The sequence below is a fragment of the Kitasatospora sp. NPDC059408 genome (genome assembly GCF_042751525.1).
Taxonomy (GTDB): Bacteria; Actinomycetota; Actinomycetes; order Streptomycetales; family Streptomycetaceae; genus Kitasatospora.
In genome coordinates this window covers 26253-41444 of sequence record NZ_JBHYWI010000052.1, presented here as the reverse complement: position 1 = coordinate 41444, position 15192 = coordinate 26253, and the positions used below count along the sequence as shown (strand labels likewise).

Genomic DNA, 15192 nt, shown 5'->3' with positions numbered 1-15192 from the left:
GTGCCGTGTTCGCCCTGGACTGGCACGACGCCCGCCACTTCGACCGCACCGGTGACCGCCCATGCCGCTGGTGCGGCCGCCCCACACCGCTGCGCGACGCCCAGCGCCGGCCCTCGCACAAGGTCTGCGCCGAGCAGCAGCACAACCCCGCCAGCGACCCGCCCGCACCGGCCGCCACCGCGGCGGACGGGCTGCTGGCCCAACCACCCGCTCAGGAGGAGTCCTTGACTGACTGGGACCGCGCCTACTCCGCCGCGCACTTCGCCGCCGAACGCGGCCTGCACGTCTTCCCCCTCGCCCGCTCCAAGAAGCCTGCGATCCCCTCCCCGCACCCGCCCGGCCCCGGGCGCGACCAGTGCCGCGCCGCCTGCGGCCAGTTCGGCCACGGCGTCCACGACGCCACCACCGACCACAACAGGATCGACGCCATGTTCGGCGCCGCCGGGTGGGCCACCGGCTACGGCATCGCCTGCGGCCGGGCACCGCACCACCTCATCGGCCTCGACCTCGACCGGAAGAACGGCCTCGACGGCGTCGCCGACCTCGACCGCCTCGCCGCCGAACACGGCTTCACCGTCCCGACCACGGCCACCGTCGCCACCCCCACCGGGGGCCTGCACCTGTGGGTGGCCGCCCCGTCCGACGCCGTCTTCCCCAACTCCGCCCACATGGTCGCTCCGGGGATCGACGTGCGCGGCCCGGCCGGCTACCTCGTCGGCCCCGGCTCCCTCGGCACCGCCGGCCGCTACGGCTTCGCGCCCGGCACCGACCCCACCACGATCGCCCCCTGCCCGCCCGAACTGCTCGCCCTGCTCACCCCACCGCCCGCCCCGGCCACGCCGATCGTGGACACGACCGCGCTGCGCGAGCGGATCCACAAGCAGGACGCCTACGTCCAAGCGGCCCTCGACCGCGAGGCCGACACCGTGCGCGCCCAGCAGTACCCGGGCCGGGCCAAGCGGCTGTTCGCCTCCGCCGCCGCCCTCGGCCGCCACCTGCCCACCGGCGTCCTCGATGAAGCCCTCGCCTTCGACACCTTGCTCGACGCCGGGATGGCCACCGGCCTGAGCCGAACCGAGTGCGAGCACACCATCCGCCGCGGCCTCGCCCGAGGCGCCGGCACCCTCCGACCCGCCGCCTGACCGCCCACCAAGTGCCGCGCGGGGCCGGAGAAGCGCTTCTCCAGCCCCCGCCCGTCCCTCACGCCTGCCCAACCGCTACGCCCTGCCCGCCGGACCTAAACGAGCATGCCGAAGCGGGCCGCCCTCTCACCAAAGACCGCGGCCCGCTCCCATCCAGCCCTACAGACCGGAGACCCCAGCATGACCGATCCCACCCCGCCCGTCACCACCACGATCGAGGACGGCGCCGCCCTGCTCGACGAGATCGAGCGGCACCACCGCCGCTTCAACATCTTCCCCAGCGAACACGCCTACGTTGCCGTCACGCTGTGGGACGCCCACACCCACCTCATGGACTGCTTCGAGACGACCCCCCGCCTCGCGTTCCTCTCCCCGGAGCCCGAGAGCGGCAAGACCCGCGCCCTGGAGATCGTCCAGACCCTCACGCCCAACCCGCTGGTCACCAACGACATCAGCGCCAGCGCCCTGTTCCGCTCCATCTCCGGCAGCGACGACGGCCTGCCCACGATCCTGTGGGACGAGGTCGACACCGTCTTCGGCCCCAAGGCCGCCGGGAACGAGGACCTGCGAGGCCTCATCAACTCCGGCTACCGCCGCACCGGCGGCGTCACCCGCAGCGTCCGCGAGGGCGACAACCACAAGGTGGTCAAGTTCCCCGTCTACGCGGCCCTCGCCCTCGCCGGCCTCGGCGACCTGCCCGACACGATCATGGGCCGGTCCGTCGTCATCCGCATGCGCCGCCGCGCCCCCAACGAGGAGGCCGAGTCCTTCCGCCAGAGGATCCACGAGCCCGAGGGACACGTCCTGCGCGACCGGCTCGCCGCCTGGGCCGACACGATCCGCGAGAAGGTCGAGGGCGCGTGGCCCGAGATGCCCGAGGGCGTCACCGACCGCCCCGCCGACGTCTGGGAACCCCTGCTCGCCGTCGCCGACGCCGCCGGCGGTCACTGGCCCAAGCGGGCCCGCGCCGCCTGCGTCCACCTGGTCAAGACCGCCAGGGCCGACGACAGCGGATCCCTCGGAATCCGGCTGCTGACCGACCTGCGGACCATCTTCGACGGCGCCGAGCGCATGCTCAGCAGCACTCTCGTGGAGCAGCTCAACGGGCTGGACGACGCGCCGTGGGCCGACCTCGACGGCCGGGCGTTCACCACCCGCGCCCTGTCCCAGATGCTCGGCGGATACGTCACCGCCGCCGGCAAGCCGATCCGCCCCCGGAACATCAAGACCGGTCCCCGGGTCGTCCTCAAGGGCTACTACGCCGAGGATCTCACCGACGCGTGGCTGCGTTACTGCCCGCCCGTTCCCCAGGAATCCGCTACCGCCGCTACCGCCGCTACCGCCGCTACCGCGCAGGTCAGGACCCTCTTCCCGGTAGCGGGAGAGGTAGCGGTAGCGGCTACCGACCCGGCCCCCGCCACCGAAACCGCCACCGACCTCACCACCGTCGGCTAGCGCGTCCTATCCGCTACCGCTACCACATCCGCTACCACCACACCCCATCTGACCAGCGCGGTAGCGGGGTAGCGGCGGTAGCGGCACCTGCGGACACAAGGAACTCGAAGACCGCTCCGCCCGATTCGGATCAATCGGAGAAGCCGATGCCCAAGCCGGAACACCTGAAGCTCCCCGCCGTCCTCGCCGAGCTCGACATGTCCCGCTCTGCCTTCTACCGCATGGTCGCCCGCGGCAAGGGCCCGATGCTCCTGAAGCTCCCCAACGGCCAGATCCGCGTTCGCCGTTCCGACCTCGATGCCTGGTGGGCCGCCCTGGAGCAGTCCTCCGCCGCCTGACTGTCCAACCTCACGATCAGGGGCCTCGGCTATGCCGGGGCCCCTCACCTGGAGAGCACGTGCTGACGTACGACGTGAAGCTGTACACCATCCGCCAACGCCCCAACCGCCGAGAGCCGTTTGAGCTTCGCTGGAAGGTCGGGTCGAAGCCCCACTCAAAGAGCTACGTCACCAAGACCCTCGCCACTGGCAGGCTGGCCGAACTCCGTACCGCGATGAAGAACGGCGAGGAGTTCGACGTTGAGACGGGCCTCCCCGCATCGGAGCTGCGCGAACTGGCAAAGAAGCAGACCCAGGTGTCGTGGTTCGACCACGCGAAGAAGTACGCCGAGGTCACATGGCCGGACTCGTCCGCGAAGGAACGCGCTGCACGGGCTGACGGGTTGGCCACGATCACCCCGGCACTCGTCACGGACCACCGCGGGGCCCCATCGGCTCCCGTGCTGCGGCGGGCCCTCTCGTGCTGGGCGTTCAACTTCTCCGGGCACCAGGGCGAGATCCCCGAGGAGTTCACGGAAGCGCTCAACTGGCTCTCCCGTAAATCGGTGCCCGTCGCCCGCCTGGATGACTCGGACACCATCCGGGAAGCGCTCGTGGCCATCACCCTGAAGCTGGACGGGGGCCGCGCAGCGGACAACACCATCAAGCGGAAGTACTCCACCCTGAGCGGTGCGATCGGGTACGCGATCGAGCGGAAGCTCCTCACGGCGAACCCGCTGAAATCTGTGAAGTGGGATCCGCCAGAGACGGACGACGAGATCGACTTCCGGTTCGTTCCGGCGCCGCGCCAGGCGCGGGAGCTGATCGAGGCGGTACGGACGCTCGGCCCACGCGGGCGCCACCTGGCCACGTACTACGGCTGCATCAACTGGGCCGCCACCCGCCCATCCGAGGCCGCCCACCTCCGGCTGACCGACTGCACACTTCCGGAGACGGGGTGGGGTCTCATCGTGGCGCCCGGCAGCTCGCCCCGGGTCGGGTCGCGGTGGACCGACGACGGGCAGTCTCACGAGGAGCGCGGCCTGAAGCACCGCGCCAGCTCGGCAACCCGGGACATCCCGATCCCCCCGGTGTTCGTCCGGATGCTGCGCGAGCACGTGGCCGAGTTCGGGCTGGGCCTCGACGGGCGTCTGTTCCAAGCAGCCGGGGGCGGGCTGCTCAGCACGAAGGAGACCTCGGAGGTCTGGAAGAAGGCCCGAGAGTTGGCCCTCACCCCCGAACAGATGAAGACGCCGTTCGCCGACGTCCCGTACGACTTGCGGGCCACCTGCGTGTCCGGGTGGCTGGCGGCCGGTGTCGACCCGGCCGAGGTCGCCGACCGCGCCGGCCACAGCATCACGGTGCTGTTCAAGTTCTACGCCAAGGTGCTCAACGGCCGAAAGGACCGGTCCAACGCCATGATCGAGCGATTCCTAGACCAGGAGTACGGCGGAGAGCAGGGGTTGGGTGCCCTGAGCCAGGACTAGCGTCTCCCCCCGATCTGCTGACATGCAACTGCGGAGAGTGACGACGAGTTCATCCCAAGGCGCTCACAACCCCGAAGAAAGAGCACTGAGGCAGTCCAGAAAACCACGAAAGAGTGACCCAATATCAGCGCTATAAGGCCCTGAAAACCTAGGTTAATAGACCCCTTTCTCGGGCCCTAAGGTCGCGCCCCCCTGGGGCAAATTGGGCGACACTTGGCGCACCCTCCCAGGTTGCAGACCTATAAGAGCCGAAAGAAGAGACGCTCTTGGGACGCGAGGCCCCTGACCTGCCGAGACGCAGTACGTCAGCACAGCAGCCTGGGAAGGTGCACTCCACCCTTAAAACACTGACAACTGACAACATCACTCCAACGACTACACTGCGCGACAACACTGAAAATTCGCAAAGCCCTCGGTGTTGATCAGTTTTTCAACGTGCCCAAGTTGGCCTATCGTTCAGGCACGGAAAAGCCGAGAGGCCGCCATGCACGGCGGCCTCTCGGTGTGCTGCCCTGCCGAGTTGGATCCCAATCTCACCCGAAGGACATCGCCATCGTGACACACGATCACCCACTGAGTCCCAGTCAGCCGAGACGCCGGCCGTCGGCGAACCGCCGCCGTCAGTCGTTGAGGGTGCCGTACTGGTTTGCTGCCTCCCTTGCCCTATCCGCGCTCACGGCCGTCGCGGGCTGGTGCACAGGAATGTCGGTGCCGCAGGCCATCGTCGTCGGCCTCCTGCCGATCTCGCTGATGTTCATCGTGCGGTACCTGGTCGCACCTATGGAACGCTGAGCAGCGTCATACCGCCCCAAGGCCCGTGATTTTGCCTCCCACGTGGCGTCGCCGTGGCCCACAACTGGCCCACGCACCCTGACCGGACCCGGCACACGGGTGGGACAGCCCGGGACGGAATCGAAAAGGGCGGGTATCGGCAGCTTGCCGATACCCGCCCTGAGCTGTGTGTTCTCTACCAGCGGAGAGCGTGGGATTCGAACCCACGGTGACGGGTCACGCCACGACAGTTTTCAAGACTGTTCCCTTAGGCCGCTCGGGCAGCTCTCCAGGCGGAGGTCAGCCTAACGGGTCCGGCGGGGTTCGGTGCACACGGTTTCCGGGCGCCGGGTCAGCTCGGGGTGTCGCCCTCCCGCGAGCCGAGGGTGACCTTGGTGGTCATGGTCTGGCCGTTGCGCTGGTACTCGACGTCGACGGTCTCGCCGGGCTTGTGCGTCCAGATCCGGCTGACCAGGGCCGGGCCGTTCTCGATCGGGGCACCGTTGAGCTTGGTGATGACGTCGCCGGGCTTGAGGCCGGCCTTGTCGGCGGCGCCGCCGGGGGTGACGGCGGGCTGGCCCTGGATGTCGCGGGTCTGGATCTGCGCCCCGTCGCCCTTGTAGTCGTCGTTGCGCAGCACCTGGAGCTGGGCGTAGACCGGCTTGCCGGTCTTGATCAGGGTGTCGGCGACCCACTTGGCCTGGTTGATCGGGATGGCGAAGCCGAGCCCGATGCTGCCGGCCCGCCCGTTGGCGGAGGCGTTGGACTGGATCGCCGAGTTGATGCCGACCACGGCGCCGCTGGAGTCGAGCAGCGGGCCGCCGGAGTTGCCGGGGTTGATCGAGGCGTCGGTCTGCAGGGCGTTCATGTAGGAGGCCTGGGCGCCGGTCTCGTCGCCGGAGGCGACCGGGCGGTCCTTGGCGCTGATGATGCCGCTGGTGACGGTCGACTCCAGGCCGTACGGCGCGCCGATCGCGATGGTGGCGTCGCCGACGTTGACCTTGTCGGAATCGGCCAGCGTGAGCGGGCTCAGCTTCTCCTTCGGCGGGTTGTCGATCTTGACGACGGCCACGTCGTAGCCCTCGGCGCGGCCGAGCACGGAGGCGCTGTAGGAGGAGCCGTCGGCGAACTTGACGGTCAGTTTGCCGCCGCCGCCGGTGACGGCGGGCGCCACCACGTGGTTGTTGGTGAGGATGTGGCCCTCGGTGTCGAAGACGAAGCCGGTGCCGGTGCCCGACTCGCTGCTGTTCTGCGCCTTGATGGTGACGACGCTCGGCAGCGCCTTCTGCGCGATGGCGGCGATCGAGCCGGGGGCGGGCTCGTTCTTCTGGGTGTTGCTGGCCTGGATGGTGGTGCTGCGGTGGTCGTCCGCGGAGGCGACGGAGTTGCCGTTGCCCGAGACCGCCACGCCGACGGCACCGCCGGCGATGCCCGCCACGAGGGCGACGGCGGCGATCAGGGCGACCAGGCCGCCGCGCTTCTTGCGGGGACCGCCGGGGCCGGCCGGGCCGCCGGGGTAGTCCGCCGGGTAACCGAGCGGGCCCGCGGGACCGCCGGGCGCACCGGGGGCGCCCGGGTAGCCGGGAATGCCGTGCGCGGCGGTGGTGTCGTGCCCCGCGCCCCAGCCGCCGAGCGGGCGGCCGGCGCCGAACGGGTGCTGGGCGCCGGGGGCGGCGTACGGGTCGTGGGCGCTGGCGGCGGGGACGCCGTGGGTCGGCGTCGCGTACGGGTTGGCGACCGGCGGCAGGACCGGGGTGGCCTCGCCGACGGGCGCGGCGGGCGCGGCCGGGGCGACGGGCGCAGCCGGTGCCGCGGCCGGGGCGGGCGGCAGGACCGGCGGCGGGGCGTCGATGTAGCCGCTCTCGGCGACCGGTGCGACCGGTGCGACCGGTGCGACCGGCGCGACCGGCGCCTCGGCGGGCGCGGCGGGGGCCGCCGCGGGCGCAGCGGGGGCGACGGGCGCCGCCTCCGGGGCGGGGACCTTGGTGAAGGCCATGGTGGGCTTGTGCCCGCCCTCGGCCGGCGCGGCGTCCGCCGGGGCCTCGGGCTCGGGCACCCGGCCGAAGGCCATGGTCGGCTTGTGCCCGCCGTCGGCCGGCGCGGCGTCCGCCGGGGCCTCGGGCTCGGGGATCCTGCCGAAGGCCATGGTGGGCTTGTGCCCGTCCGGAGCCGCGGCCGCTGCCGCGGCCTCGGTGCCCGAGGGCTGCTCCCCCTGCGGCCCGGTGGGCCCAACCTCGCGCTCGGTGCTCACGGACGACCTCCATAGCTGACAGAACCAAGGACCATAGTTTTTCGCACTGCCGATTCGATTGCCGTAAGGACCCCTCTGAAGAACTCATAAGAATCCTTAGGCGGGACCGACGCCTCCGCTCGACGACACGTTCCCGGCGGCGGCTCCCCCACCCCCGCCGAACGTCCCGCGATGCGGACCGCACGCCCCCTGGCCTTGGGCGTTCGCCCCGGTGCCGGTTAGCCTGTCGCTCCAAACTGACACGCGGGAGCTTGGACCTTCCAGGCTGAGAGTGCGCTGGTCGACCGTACGCCACGGGATCCCGGGCGGACCGTCGAGGGGGCGTTGACCGCCGGAACCTGTCCGGGTAATGCCGGCGTAGGGAGTATCGGCCATGCCGCCTGCTTCGCCATCCTCTTCTTCGGGCGCGCCCGAGTCCAAGGGTTTCTCCGAATCGTCCACGACCGGTCACGACGGGCCCGGAACCGGCGGGACCGCCGCCGCGACCGCGCTGCTGGACCGGCCGGAGAAGGCCGAGGCGCCACTCGTCCTCGACGCCGAGCCGCCGCGCACGCTGCGTTTCCGCGACCACTTCGCGCTGTGGATGAACCTCGGCGTCAGCCTGATCGGCTTCTCCACCGCCGCCACCGTGCTCGGCGCCCCGGGCAGCGAGCTGTCGCTGGCCGCCGCGGGCACCGCGATCGTGGCCGGCACCGCGGTGGGCACCGCGATGCTCGGCGTGGCCGCGCTGATCGGCGCCCGCACCGGCGCACCGGCGATGGCGAACCTGCGCGGGCTGTTCGGCACCCGGCTCTCGTACGTCCCGACGGTGCTGAACATCGTCCAGTGCATCGGCTGGGGCGTGTTCGAGCTCCTGACGATCGCGGCGGGCGCGCAGACGGTCGCCCACACGGACGGCTACCGGTGGCTGTTCGTCCTGCTCGCGGGCGGGCTGACCACCGTGCTGACGATCTGGCCGCTCGGCTCGATCCGGGTGCTGCGGCGCTTCGTGGCGGGCGCCGTCGCCGTCGCGATGGTCTACCTGACCGTCCAGCTGGGCCGGCACGGCGTGCCCGACCCGGGCAAGGGCAACTGGCACGGCTTCCTGGGCGCCACCGACGCGATGATCGCGGTGTCGATCTCCTTCGTCCCGCTCGCCGCCGACTACACGCGGCACTCGCGCACGCCGCGCTCGGCGTTCTGGGGCAGCTTCTCCGGCTACACCGTCGCCCAGGTGTGGTGCTACGCGCTGGGCCTGATGGCGCTGCTGCAGTCCGACGGCGACCCGAACAAGATCTTCGACTCCTTCCTCGGCGTCTGGGCGGGCTGGCTGTTCCTGCTGGTGCTGGTGCTGCGCGAGACGGACCAGTCCTTCGCCAACGTGTACTCGACCGCGATGTCGGTGCAGAACCTGCTGCCGCGGGCGGACCGCCGGGTGCTGTCCGGCGCGATCGGCCTGCTGACCACCGTGCTGGCGCTGCGGATCGACAAGTTCACCGACACGTACACCAACTTCCTCGGCCTGATCGGCTCGGTCTTCGTGCCGCTGCTGGCCGTGCTGGCGGTGGACTACTTCTTCGGCGCCGGCCGCAACGGCTGGAACCTCACCGCCGAGGCGCCCTCGCGCTGGCTGATGCTGCTGCCGTGGGTGCTCGGCTTCGCGGTCTACCAGTTCATCGCGCCGACCCCGGTGGCCGGCTGGTGGACCGACTTCTGGACCTCGGCCCAGGGGGCGCTGCACTTCACCCCGCAGGAGTGGACGTCGGCCTCGCTGTTCGCCTTCGCGGTGCCCGCGCTGGTCACCTGGGCGCTCACCCCGCTGAGCCGGCGCACCCCGCAGCACTGAGGGACGGGAGGCGAGGACGGCCCCTCGGGTTGGGACCGTCTTCGCCTCCGCGTCACCTGCTCCGCCTATCGTTGACGGCGTGACCAGCCCAGATCTGTCTTCGACGGCCCCGCGCACCGCGCCGTCCGTCCAGGTAGTCGCCCACCGCGGCTCCTCGGACGCCCTGCCCGAGCACACCCTGGCCGCCTACCGGCGGGCCCTCGAGGAGGGCGCGGACGCCGTCGAGTGCGACGTCCGGGTGACTGCCGACGGCGAGCTGGTCTGCGTGCACGACCGCCGCATCGGCCGGGTCTCCAACGGCCGCGGCACCGTCTCGGCGATGACGCTCGCCGAGCTGCAGGACTACGACTTCGGCGCCTGGAAGACCGGCCGGCCCAGCACCGACCCCGAGCTGCGCGGCGTGCTGACCCTGGAGCGGCTGCTGGAGCTGGTCGTGGACTGCGGACGGCCGGTGGACCTGGCGATCGAGACCAAGCACCCGGTGCGCTTCCGCGGCCGGGTCGAGGCCGAGCTGCTCCGGATGCTCGAACGGTTCAAGATCTCCGGCACCCGCGAGGGCGACCGCCCGTCCGCCCGGATCATGAGCTTCTCGTCGATCGCGCTGGACCGGGTGGCCGCCGCCGCGCCGGACTACCCGCGGGTGTTCCTGATCGAGCGGATGCTGCCGCTGCTCGGCCGGCTGCGGGAGGGCCGGCCGCTGCCCGGCGGGGCGCGGATCGCCGGGCCCGGCATCGACCTGGTGCGGGCCAAGCCCGACCTGGTGCCGCGGCTGCGCGAGCTGGGCCACGAGGTGCACGTGTGGACGGTCGACGAGCCGGCCGACGTGGACCTGTGCCTGGAGCTCGGGGTGTCGGCGATCATCACCAACAAGCCCGCGCAGGTGCTGGCGCAGCTCGGCCGCTGAGGGCCCCGGAGCGCCCACGGGTCCCACGGATCCCGGTGGGTGCCGACCGCTCTGTCGGAACCTGATCGCCGAACCCGACCGATCCGGTCGGCATTCAAACCTTCCGCGCACGTTTCTTGCCGGAAATCGTGCGCCGGCGCGACGGAGGGTGAGCGGGGAATGACCTCCCGCCCACCCTCGGTCGCGCTGCTCGAAATGGGCTCGCGGGATCGTCGCGCGGTCGTTTCCGACGCATTACCAAGGGGCATCCATCCCTCGGCATACGCTGAAGGAGGTCCGGGGGTGGCGTTGATGGTGGCGCGCGAAGTGCCGACTTCATCGACCATGGCAGTGCCGCACGGCCCAGCGAGTGTCGGGGTCGCACGGCGCCGACTGCGTCGAGATCTGGGTGATCGGCAGATACCGGAACCGGTCATCGATGATGCCGTACTGATCCTTTCCGAGCTGTTGAGCAATGCGTGCCGGTACGCCCGGCCGCTCGGCCCGCTGCCCGCGCTCGGGCGCGGCACCCTGGCCGAGGTCGTCGACCAGGTACTGGTCGGCGTCCCGTCCGGGCCGCACGCCGGTGCGCCGGCCGGCCGGGACGCGGAACAGCCCGGCGACGACGGCGGCGTGCTCGTCCGCTGGCAGATGCACGCGGACGGCGTGCTGACGGTGGAGGTCACCGACGGCGGCGCACCGACGCGGCCCGAGCCCGGCAGCCCCTCGCTGACCTCGCGCGGCGGCCGCGGCCTGGGCATCGTCGACCAGCTCGCGAGCGACTGGGGCGTGCGCGACGCACCCGGCGAGGTGACGGTCTGGGCCGCGCTGCCCGCCCGCGCGCGGCACGCCAGGCGCACCGGCGGTGACGCCCGCAGCGCCTGAGCGCCCCGCCCGCAGGCCCCGGGCGCCCCCGCCGCAGCGCTCCCGCCCCGGCGCGTGCCCGCGCGCCGGGAGAACGTCAGTAGGCTTCCCGGAGCAAAGGACCACCGTCCCCGGGAGAGCCGCACCATGGGCAAGAAGGCCGCCAAGAAGGCGCCGCAGCGCCAGTCCACCACCGCCGTCACGGGTGAGGTCCCCGTGGTCGGGGCCCGCGACGACTGCCCGTGCGGCTCGGGCCGCCGGTACAAGGCCTGCCACGGCCGGGAGGCCTCGCACGCGGTGCAGGAGCTGGTGCACCGCCCGTTCGAGGGCCTGCCGGGCGAGGCCGACTGGGTCGCGCTGCGCGAGCTGGTGCCCGCCGCCACCGTGCCGCTGACGCTGGCCGCCGGAGTCGCCGGGACCGCCGTCGGCGAGGTGCCGTCGGTCACCCTGGCCACCGTCCTGCCGCTCGCCTGGCCGGCCCTGCGCCGCCAGGACGGCTCGATCCTGCTCGGCCTGCAGACCCAGTCCTCCTCGGGCGACCTGAGCCGCGACCTCGCGGACGCGCTGGAGCTGGCCCTGGCCGCCGAGCCGGGCAGCCCCGTGCCGGCCCGCCGGACCGTCCCGGGCGGGCGCCGCCTGCAGGACCTGCTGGACGTCACGGCGGACTTCACGCCCGCCGTGCACACCGGCTTCGAGTTCTGGCTGGAGGACGCCGAGACCGCCACCGGTGAGGTCGCCGCCTCGCTGGAGCGCGCCAACGCCTCCGCCATCCCGACCGAGAAGCTCACCAGTGTCGACGCCGCGTACTGGTGCGGCACCCCGGACAAGAACCACCTGCGCTGGGTGATGACCGTCCCCGAGGAGCAGCTCCTGGACGCGCTGGCCCGGCTGAACGCGGCCGGCGAGGCCTCGCTCGGCACCGACACCCGCCTGGTCGGCTCGTTCCGCGCGCACGGCCTGACCGTCCCCGTGTGGGACCTGCCGCTCGCCATGACGGCGGCCGACTGCGAGAAGCCCGCCGCCGGGTTCGCCGAGCGGCTCGCCGCCGTCCTCGCGGACCCGGCGCCGCTCACGGCCGACGAGCGACGCGCCCGCGCGAACCTGGTGAACCGTCAGGTCACCCTGAACTAAAGCGCGCAGGAACGAGGTGATACGCGTCACATTGTCGCCCTGAACCGCAATTTCCGGGCGTGGAGGGCGTCTTGGAAATTGGCGCGGACGCAGATCCTTGTTACTGTCTAAAGAGTCCGGTCGCTGGTGCATCCCCCGTCGCCAGCGGCCGGATCTTTTGTTTTTCCGGGCGGACGGCGCCGGACCCGGCCGATGACCGGCCGACGGGCCGCCACCGGACGGTCGCTCAGTAGGCCGAGCGCCCGCTGTCCAGCCGGACCGTCGCCTCCACCAACTCGCCCAGCAGCGGCCCGACCTGCGGCAGCCACACCCCGCCGTCGGCCGCCCGCCGCGGCGCCAGCACCCAGCGCACCGGGCCCGCTCCCGCACCGGGCGGCAGCGGCAGGAAGCCGCCCGGCCCGTGGTAGTGCAACGAGCCCGGCACCCAAGGGAGTTGGGCGAGCATCTCGCCGAGCGAGTCCAGCGAGTACGGCGCCACCAGCAGCGCGTAGCGGCCCGGCATCGCCAGCACCGGCCCCAGCGGCAGCCGCAGCGCCCCCAGGTACGCGAGCGCGCGGGCCCCGGCCAGGGCCGGCAGGCTCACCGCCGACACCGCCCGACCGGTCGCCGCCAGCACCGGCGCGTCCGGGCTCTGCCGCTCCCACCACCAGCGCACCATCCGGGCGTCCGTGGTGGCCGCCAGCAGCGGCGGGTCGTGCGGGTGCGCGCCCGGCACCGGGCAGTCCGGGTCGCCGCACGAACAGCGCCCGCCGGACAGCACCGCGCCCGGCACCACCGGCCAGCGGTGGTCGACGGCCGACTCCAGGGCCGCGGTCAGCCGGGCGGACCGGGCCGCGGACCGGCCCCTCGGATCCTCACGCATGGCGCTCGTTCCTTTCCCTGACCGCTCGGTTCGCTCCGGGGCCGCCGTCCGTCCCGGGGCCGCGTCCGCCGGACTCGCCGCACGGGCCGCGGCGGCGCGGACCGGGGGCACGCGGCGGGCGGGCGGTACGGCGGACGGCGCGGCGCGGACGTGGAGCACGGCGTGGAGCACGACATGAGAGGGGCCGCGCACGGGAACAGCCCTCGGAACGAGAATCGCGTATGCGCCCGGATGGACGCCGCCCGGGCGCGCTTGGTTCCACCGTACGAGTGAGTGACATCCGGCCAGCGCGGCATCCGGGCGGCGAAAGCATACGATCCGGACGGCCGCCGGGTCCGTCCCCACGGTTCTGCCCGCTCCCGGGCCGCTCCATTCCTCCCGGCCGGAACGGCGCGCGTACGAACCGGACGCGCCCTCCGTCCGGGTCGCAGTGGAGGGGGAACCGGCCACCGGCTCGTCCCGGATCTGGACATGCCCCAAATGGCCTGTGTAGAAGTGGTGCCATTGCTGTCGATCAATGACGAGTAGTAGCGATTCGAGGCGAAACGCGCCCTTCGGCCGCGCTCGCCCCCACATCGGCCGTCCCTGGGGGTTCCGCATGACACGTAGCACCGCGTCAGGAGTGCCGGCATGACCGAGACCCACCCGTCGTCGACGCCCAGTTCACCCGCAGCGCCGGCCGAGCCGGGCTTCACCGGCGGGCTCTCCGTCCTCGACCCGCTCGTCGACCAGCCGGGCCTGCCCGGTCCCGCCGAGGCCCAGGACGGTGCGGCGGAGGCCCTCACGGCACCGTCCACCGGGGTGCAGGACCGTTTGGCCGGACGCCTGTCCGATTTCACCAGCCTGTACGAGCACACCGAACGGCTCGCCCGCGCCCGCGGCCTCGACGCCACCCTGGCCGCCGTCCTCGCCTCCGGCGCCGACCTGCTCGGCGCCGGCCGCGGCGTCCTGGTCACCCGGCAGCCCGGCGGCGGCCCCGGCCAGCCGCTCGGCCTCGGCCTCGACCGCGCCAGCCTCGGCGCCCTGGAGACCGTCCCCTTCGAGCAGAGCCTGCTCGCCCGCCTGCTGCGCGACCGGGACCGGCCCGAGCGGCTGCACTCCCCCGACCTCGCCGAGGACCCGGCCACCGGCGCCCGGCTGCGCGAACTCGCCGCCCACCTCGGCCTCGGCGGCTGCTACGGACTGCCGTTCGCCACCGAGGAGGACGGCCCGCTCGCCGCCGCCGTCTGGTTCTACGACCGGCCCGCCGAACCCACCGAACGCCAGCGCGAACTCGCCCACCGCTACTGCCGGTTCGCCGCCCCGCTGATCGCCGGGCAGCTGGCGGCCGACAAGGTCAGCCGCACCACCGAGGCGCTGCTCCGCGGCCTGCTGCCCGACCGGCTCCCCCAGCCCGCCGGGCTGCGGCTGGCCGCCCGGCTCGTCCCCGCCGGCCTCGACCGCTCCAACGGCAGCGACTGGTACGACGCCATCCCGCTGCCCGACGGCACCGTCGGCCTCACCGTCGGCTCCGTCTCCGGCGACGGCCCCGGCGCGGGCCCCGGCTCCGCGCCCGGCGCCGCCGCCGCGATGGGCCGCGTACGGGCCGCGCTGCGGGCGTACGCGGTGCTGGAGGGCGAGGACCCGGTCTCCGTCCTCGGCGACCTCGAACTGCTCCTGAAGACCACCGAGCCCACCCGCACCGCCACCGCCGTCTACGCCTGGATCGAACCCGACGAGCGCCGGATCACCCTGGCCGGCGCCGGGCACTGCCCGCCTATCCTGGTCAACCGGCACGGCGCCGAGTTCGTCGAGACCTCGCTCTCCGCGCCGCTCGGCATGCTCGCCTGCTGGGAGGCCCCCGGCGTCGAGCTCACCGCCGAGCGCGGGGACACCCTGCTGCTGTACACCGAGGGCCTGGCCCGCCGCTGCGGCCCCACCCTGCACGCCGGGCAGGCCAACCTGCGCCGGGCCGCCGCCGACGCCCCGCGCGACGTGCGGATCGACCCCGACCGGCTCTGCGCCCACCTGCTCGCCGCCTGCCCCGGCCGCGAGGGGACCGACGCCGCCACCGACGACCTGATGCTGCTGGGCGCCCGCTTCGAGTAGACCTTCCGGCCCCGAACGAGTGGGCGACCGGGCGTCCGTACCATGGGACGCACGGCCGCCCACGTGTGTCGCGATCCGACATCCCCCACGGGCGGGCCGCACCACCCCCAAGGAGG

General features: G+C 72.7%; 11 protein-coding genes, 1 tRNA gene and 1 riboswitch. Of the genes, 9 read left to right on the top strand and 3 right to left on the bottom strand.

Going from position 1 to position 15192, the window contains the following annotated elements; translation table 11 throughout:
• Nucleotides 1–5 precede the first annotated feature (5 nt).
• From ACFXDE_RS29315 to ACFXDE_RS29300, 4 genes are all read left to right on the top strand, one after another.
• Nucleotides 6–1142, top strand: coding sequence for a bifunctional DNA primase/polymerase (locus tag ACFXDE_RS29315; protein WP_380497691.1), 1137 nt, complete (start codon nucleotides 6–8; stop codon nucleotides 1140–1142).
• Nucleotides 1143–1322: 180 nt separating this feature from the next.
• Nucleotides 1323–2597, top strand: coding sequence for a DUF3631 domain-containing protein (locus ACFXDE_RS29310; RefSeq protein ID WP_380497690.1), 1275 nt, complete (start codon nucleotides 1323–1325; stop codon nucleotides 2595–2597).
• Between the two features lie 146 nt (nucleotides 2598–2743).
• On the top strand, nucleotides 2744–2935 hold the full coding sequence (locus tag ACFXDE_RS29305) for a helix-turn-helix domain-containing protein (protein WP_359963873.1): 192 nt from the start codon (nucleotides 2744–2746) through the stop codon (nucleotides 2933–2935).
• Nucleotides 2936–2994: 59 nt separating this feature from the next.
• The gene (locus ACFXDE_RS29300; RefSeq protein WP_380497688.1) at nucleotides 2995–4401 is read left to right on the top strand and encodes a tyrosine-type recombinase/integrase; all 1407 of its coding nucleotides are present in this window, start codon (nucleotides 2995–2997) and stop codon (nucleotides 4399–4401) included.
• A gap of 974 nt (nucleotides 4402–5375) precedes the next feature.
• Here the strand turns inward: ACFXDE_RS29300 and ACFXDE_RS29295 are convergent.
• A tRNA-Ser gene (locus ACFXDE_RS29295) sits at nucleotides 5376–5463 on the bottom strand.
• Nucleotides 5464–5524: 61 nt separating this feature from the next.
• The gene (locus ACFXDE_RS29290; RefSeq protein ID WP_380497687.1) at nucleotides 5525–7423 is read right to left on the bottom strand and encodes a S1C family serine protease; all 1899 of its coding nucleotides are present in this window, start codon (nucleotides 7421–7423) and stop codon (nucleotides 5525–5527) included.
• Nucleotides 7424–7656: 233 nt separating this feature from the next.
• Nucleotides 7657–7804, top strand: a riboswitch (TPP riboswitch).
• Between ACFXDE_RS29290 and ACFXDE_RS29285 the strand changes: the two genes are divergently transcribed.
• From ACFXDE_RS29285 to ACFXDE_RS29270, 4 genes are all read left to right on the top strand, one after another.
• On the top strand, nucleotides 7797–9248 hold the full coding sequence (locus ACFXDE_RS29285; protein WP_380497686.1) for a purine-cytosine permease family protein: 1452 nt from the start codon (nucleotides 7797–7799) through the stop codon (nucleotides 9246–9248). Its footprint overlaps the riboswitch before it by 8 nt.
• Nucleotides 9249–9327: 79 nt before the next feature.
• On the top strand, nucleotides 9328–10152 hold the full coding sequence (locus ACFXDE_RS29280) for a glycerophosphodiester phosphodiesterase family protein (protein ID WP_380497685.1): 825 nt from the start codon (nucleotides 9328–9330) through the stop codon (nucleotides 10150–10152).
• A gap of 447 nt (nucleotides 10153–10599) precedes the next feature.
• Nucleotides 10600–11016, top strand: a complete 417-nt coding sequence (locus ACFXDE_RS29275; protein WP_380442790.1) for an ATP-binding protein — start codon at nucleotides 10600–10602, stop codon at nucleotides 11014–11016.
• A gap of 126 nt (nucleotides 11017–11142) precedes the next feature.
• On the top strand, nucleotides 11143–12126 hold the full coding sequence (locus tag ACFXDE_RS29270) for a DUF5926 family protein (protein WP_380497683.1): 984 nt from the start codon (nucleotides 11143–11145) through the stop codon (nucleotides 12124–12126).
• A 226-nt stretch (nucleotides 12127–12352) separates the two neighbouring features.
• Here ACFXDE_RS29270 and ACFXDE_RS29265 read toward each other — a convergent pair whose 3' ends face one another.
• On the bottom strand, nucleotides 12353–12988 hold the full coding sequence (locus ACFXDE_RS29265) for a bifunctional DNA primase/polymerase (protein WP_380442786.1): 636 nt from the start codon (nucleotides 12986–12988) through the stop codon (nucleotides 12353–12355).
• Nucleotides 12989–13618: 630 nt separating this feature from the next.
• Between ACFXDE_RS29265 and ACFXDE_RS29260 the strand changes: the two genes are divergently transcribed.
• On the top strand, nucleotides 13619–15076 hold the full coding sequence (locus ACFXDE_RS29260; RefSeq protein ID WP_380497681.1) for a PP2C family protein-serine/threonine phosphatase: 1458 nt from the start codon (nucleotides 13619–13621) through the stop codon (nucleotides 15074–15076).
• The last annotated feature ends 116 nt before the right edge of the window (nucleotides 15077–15192 follow it).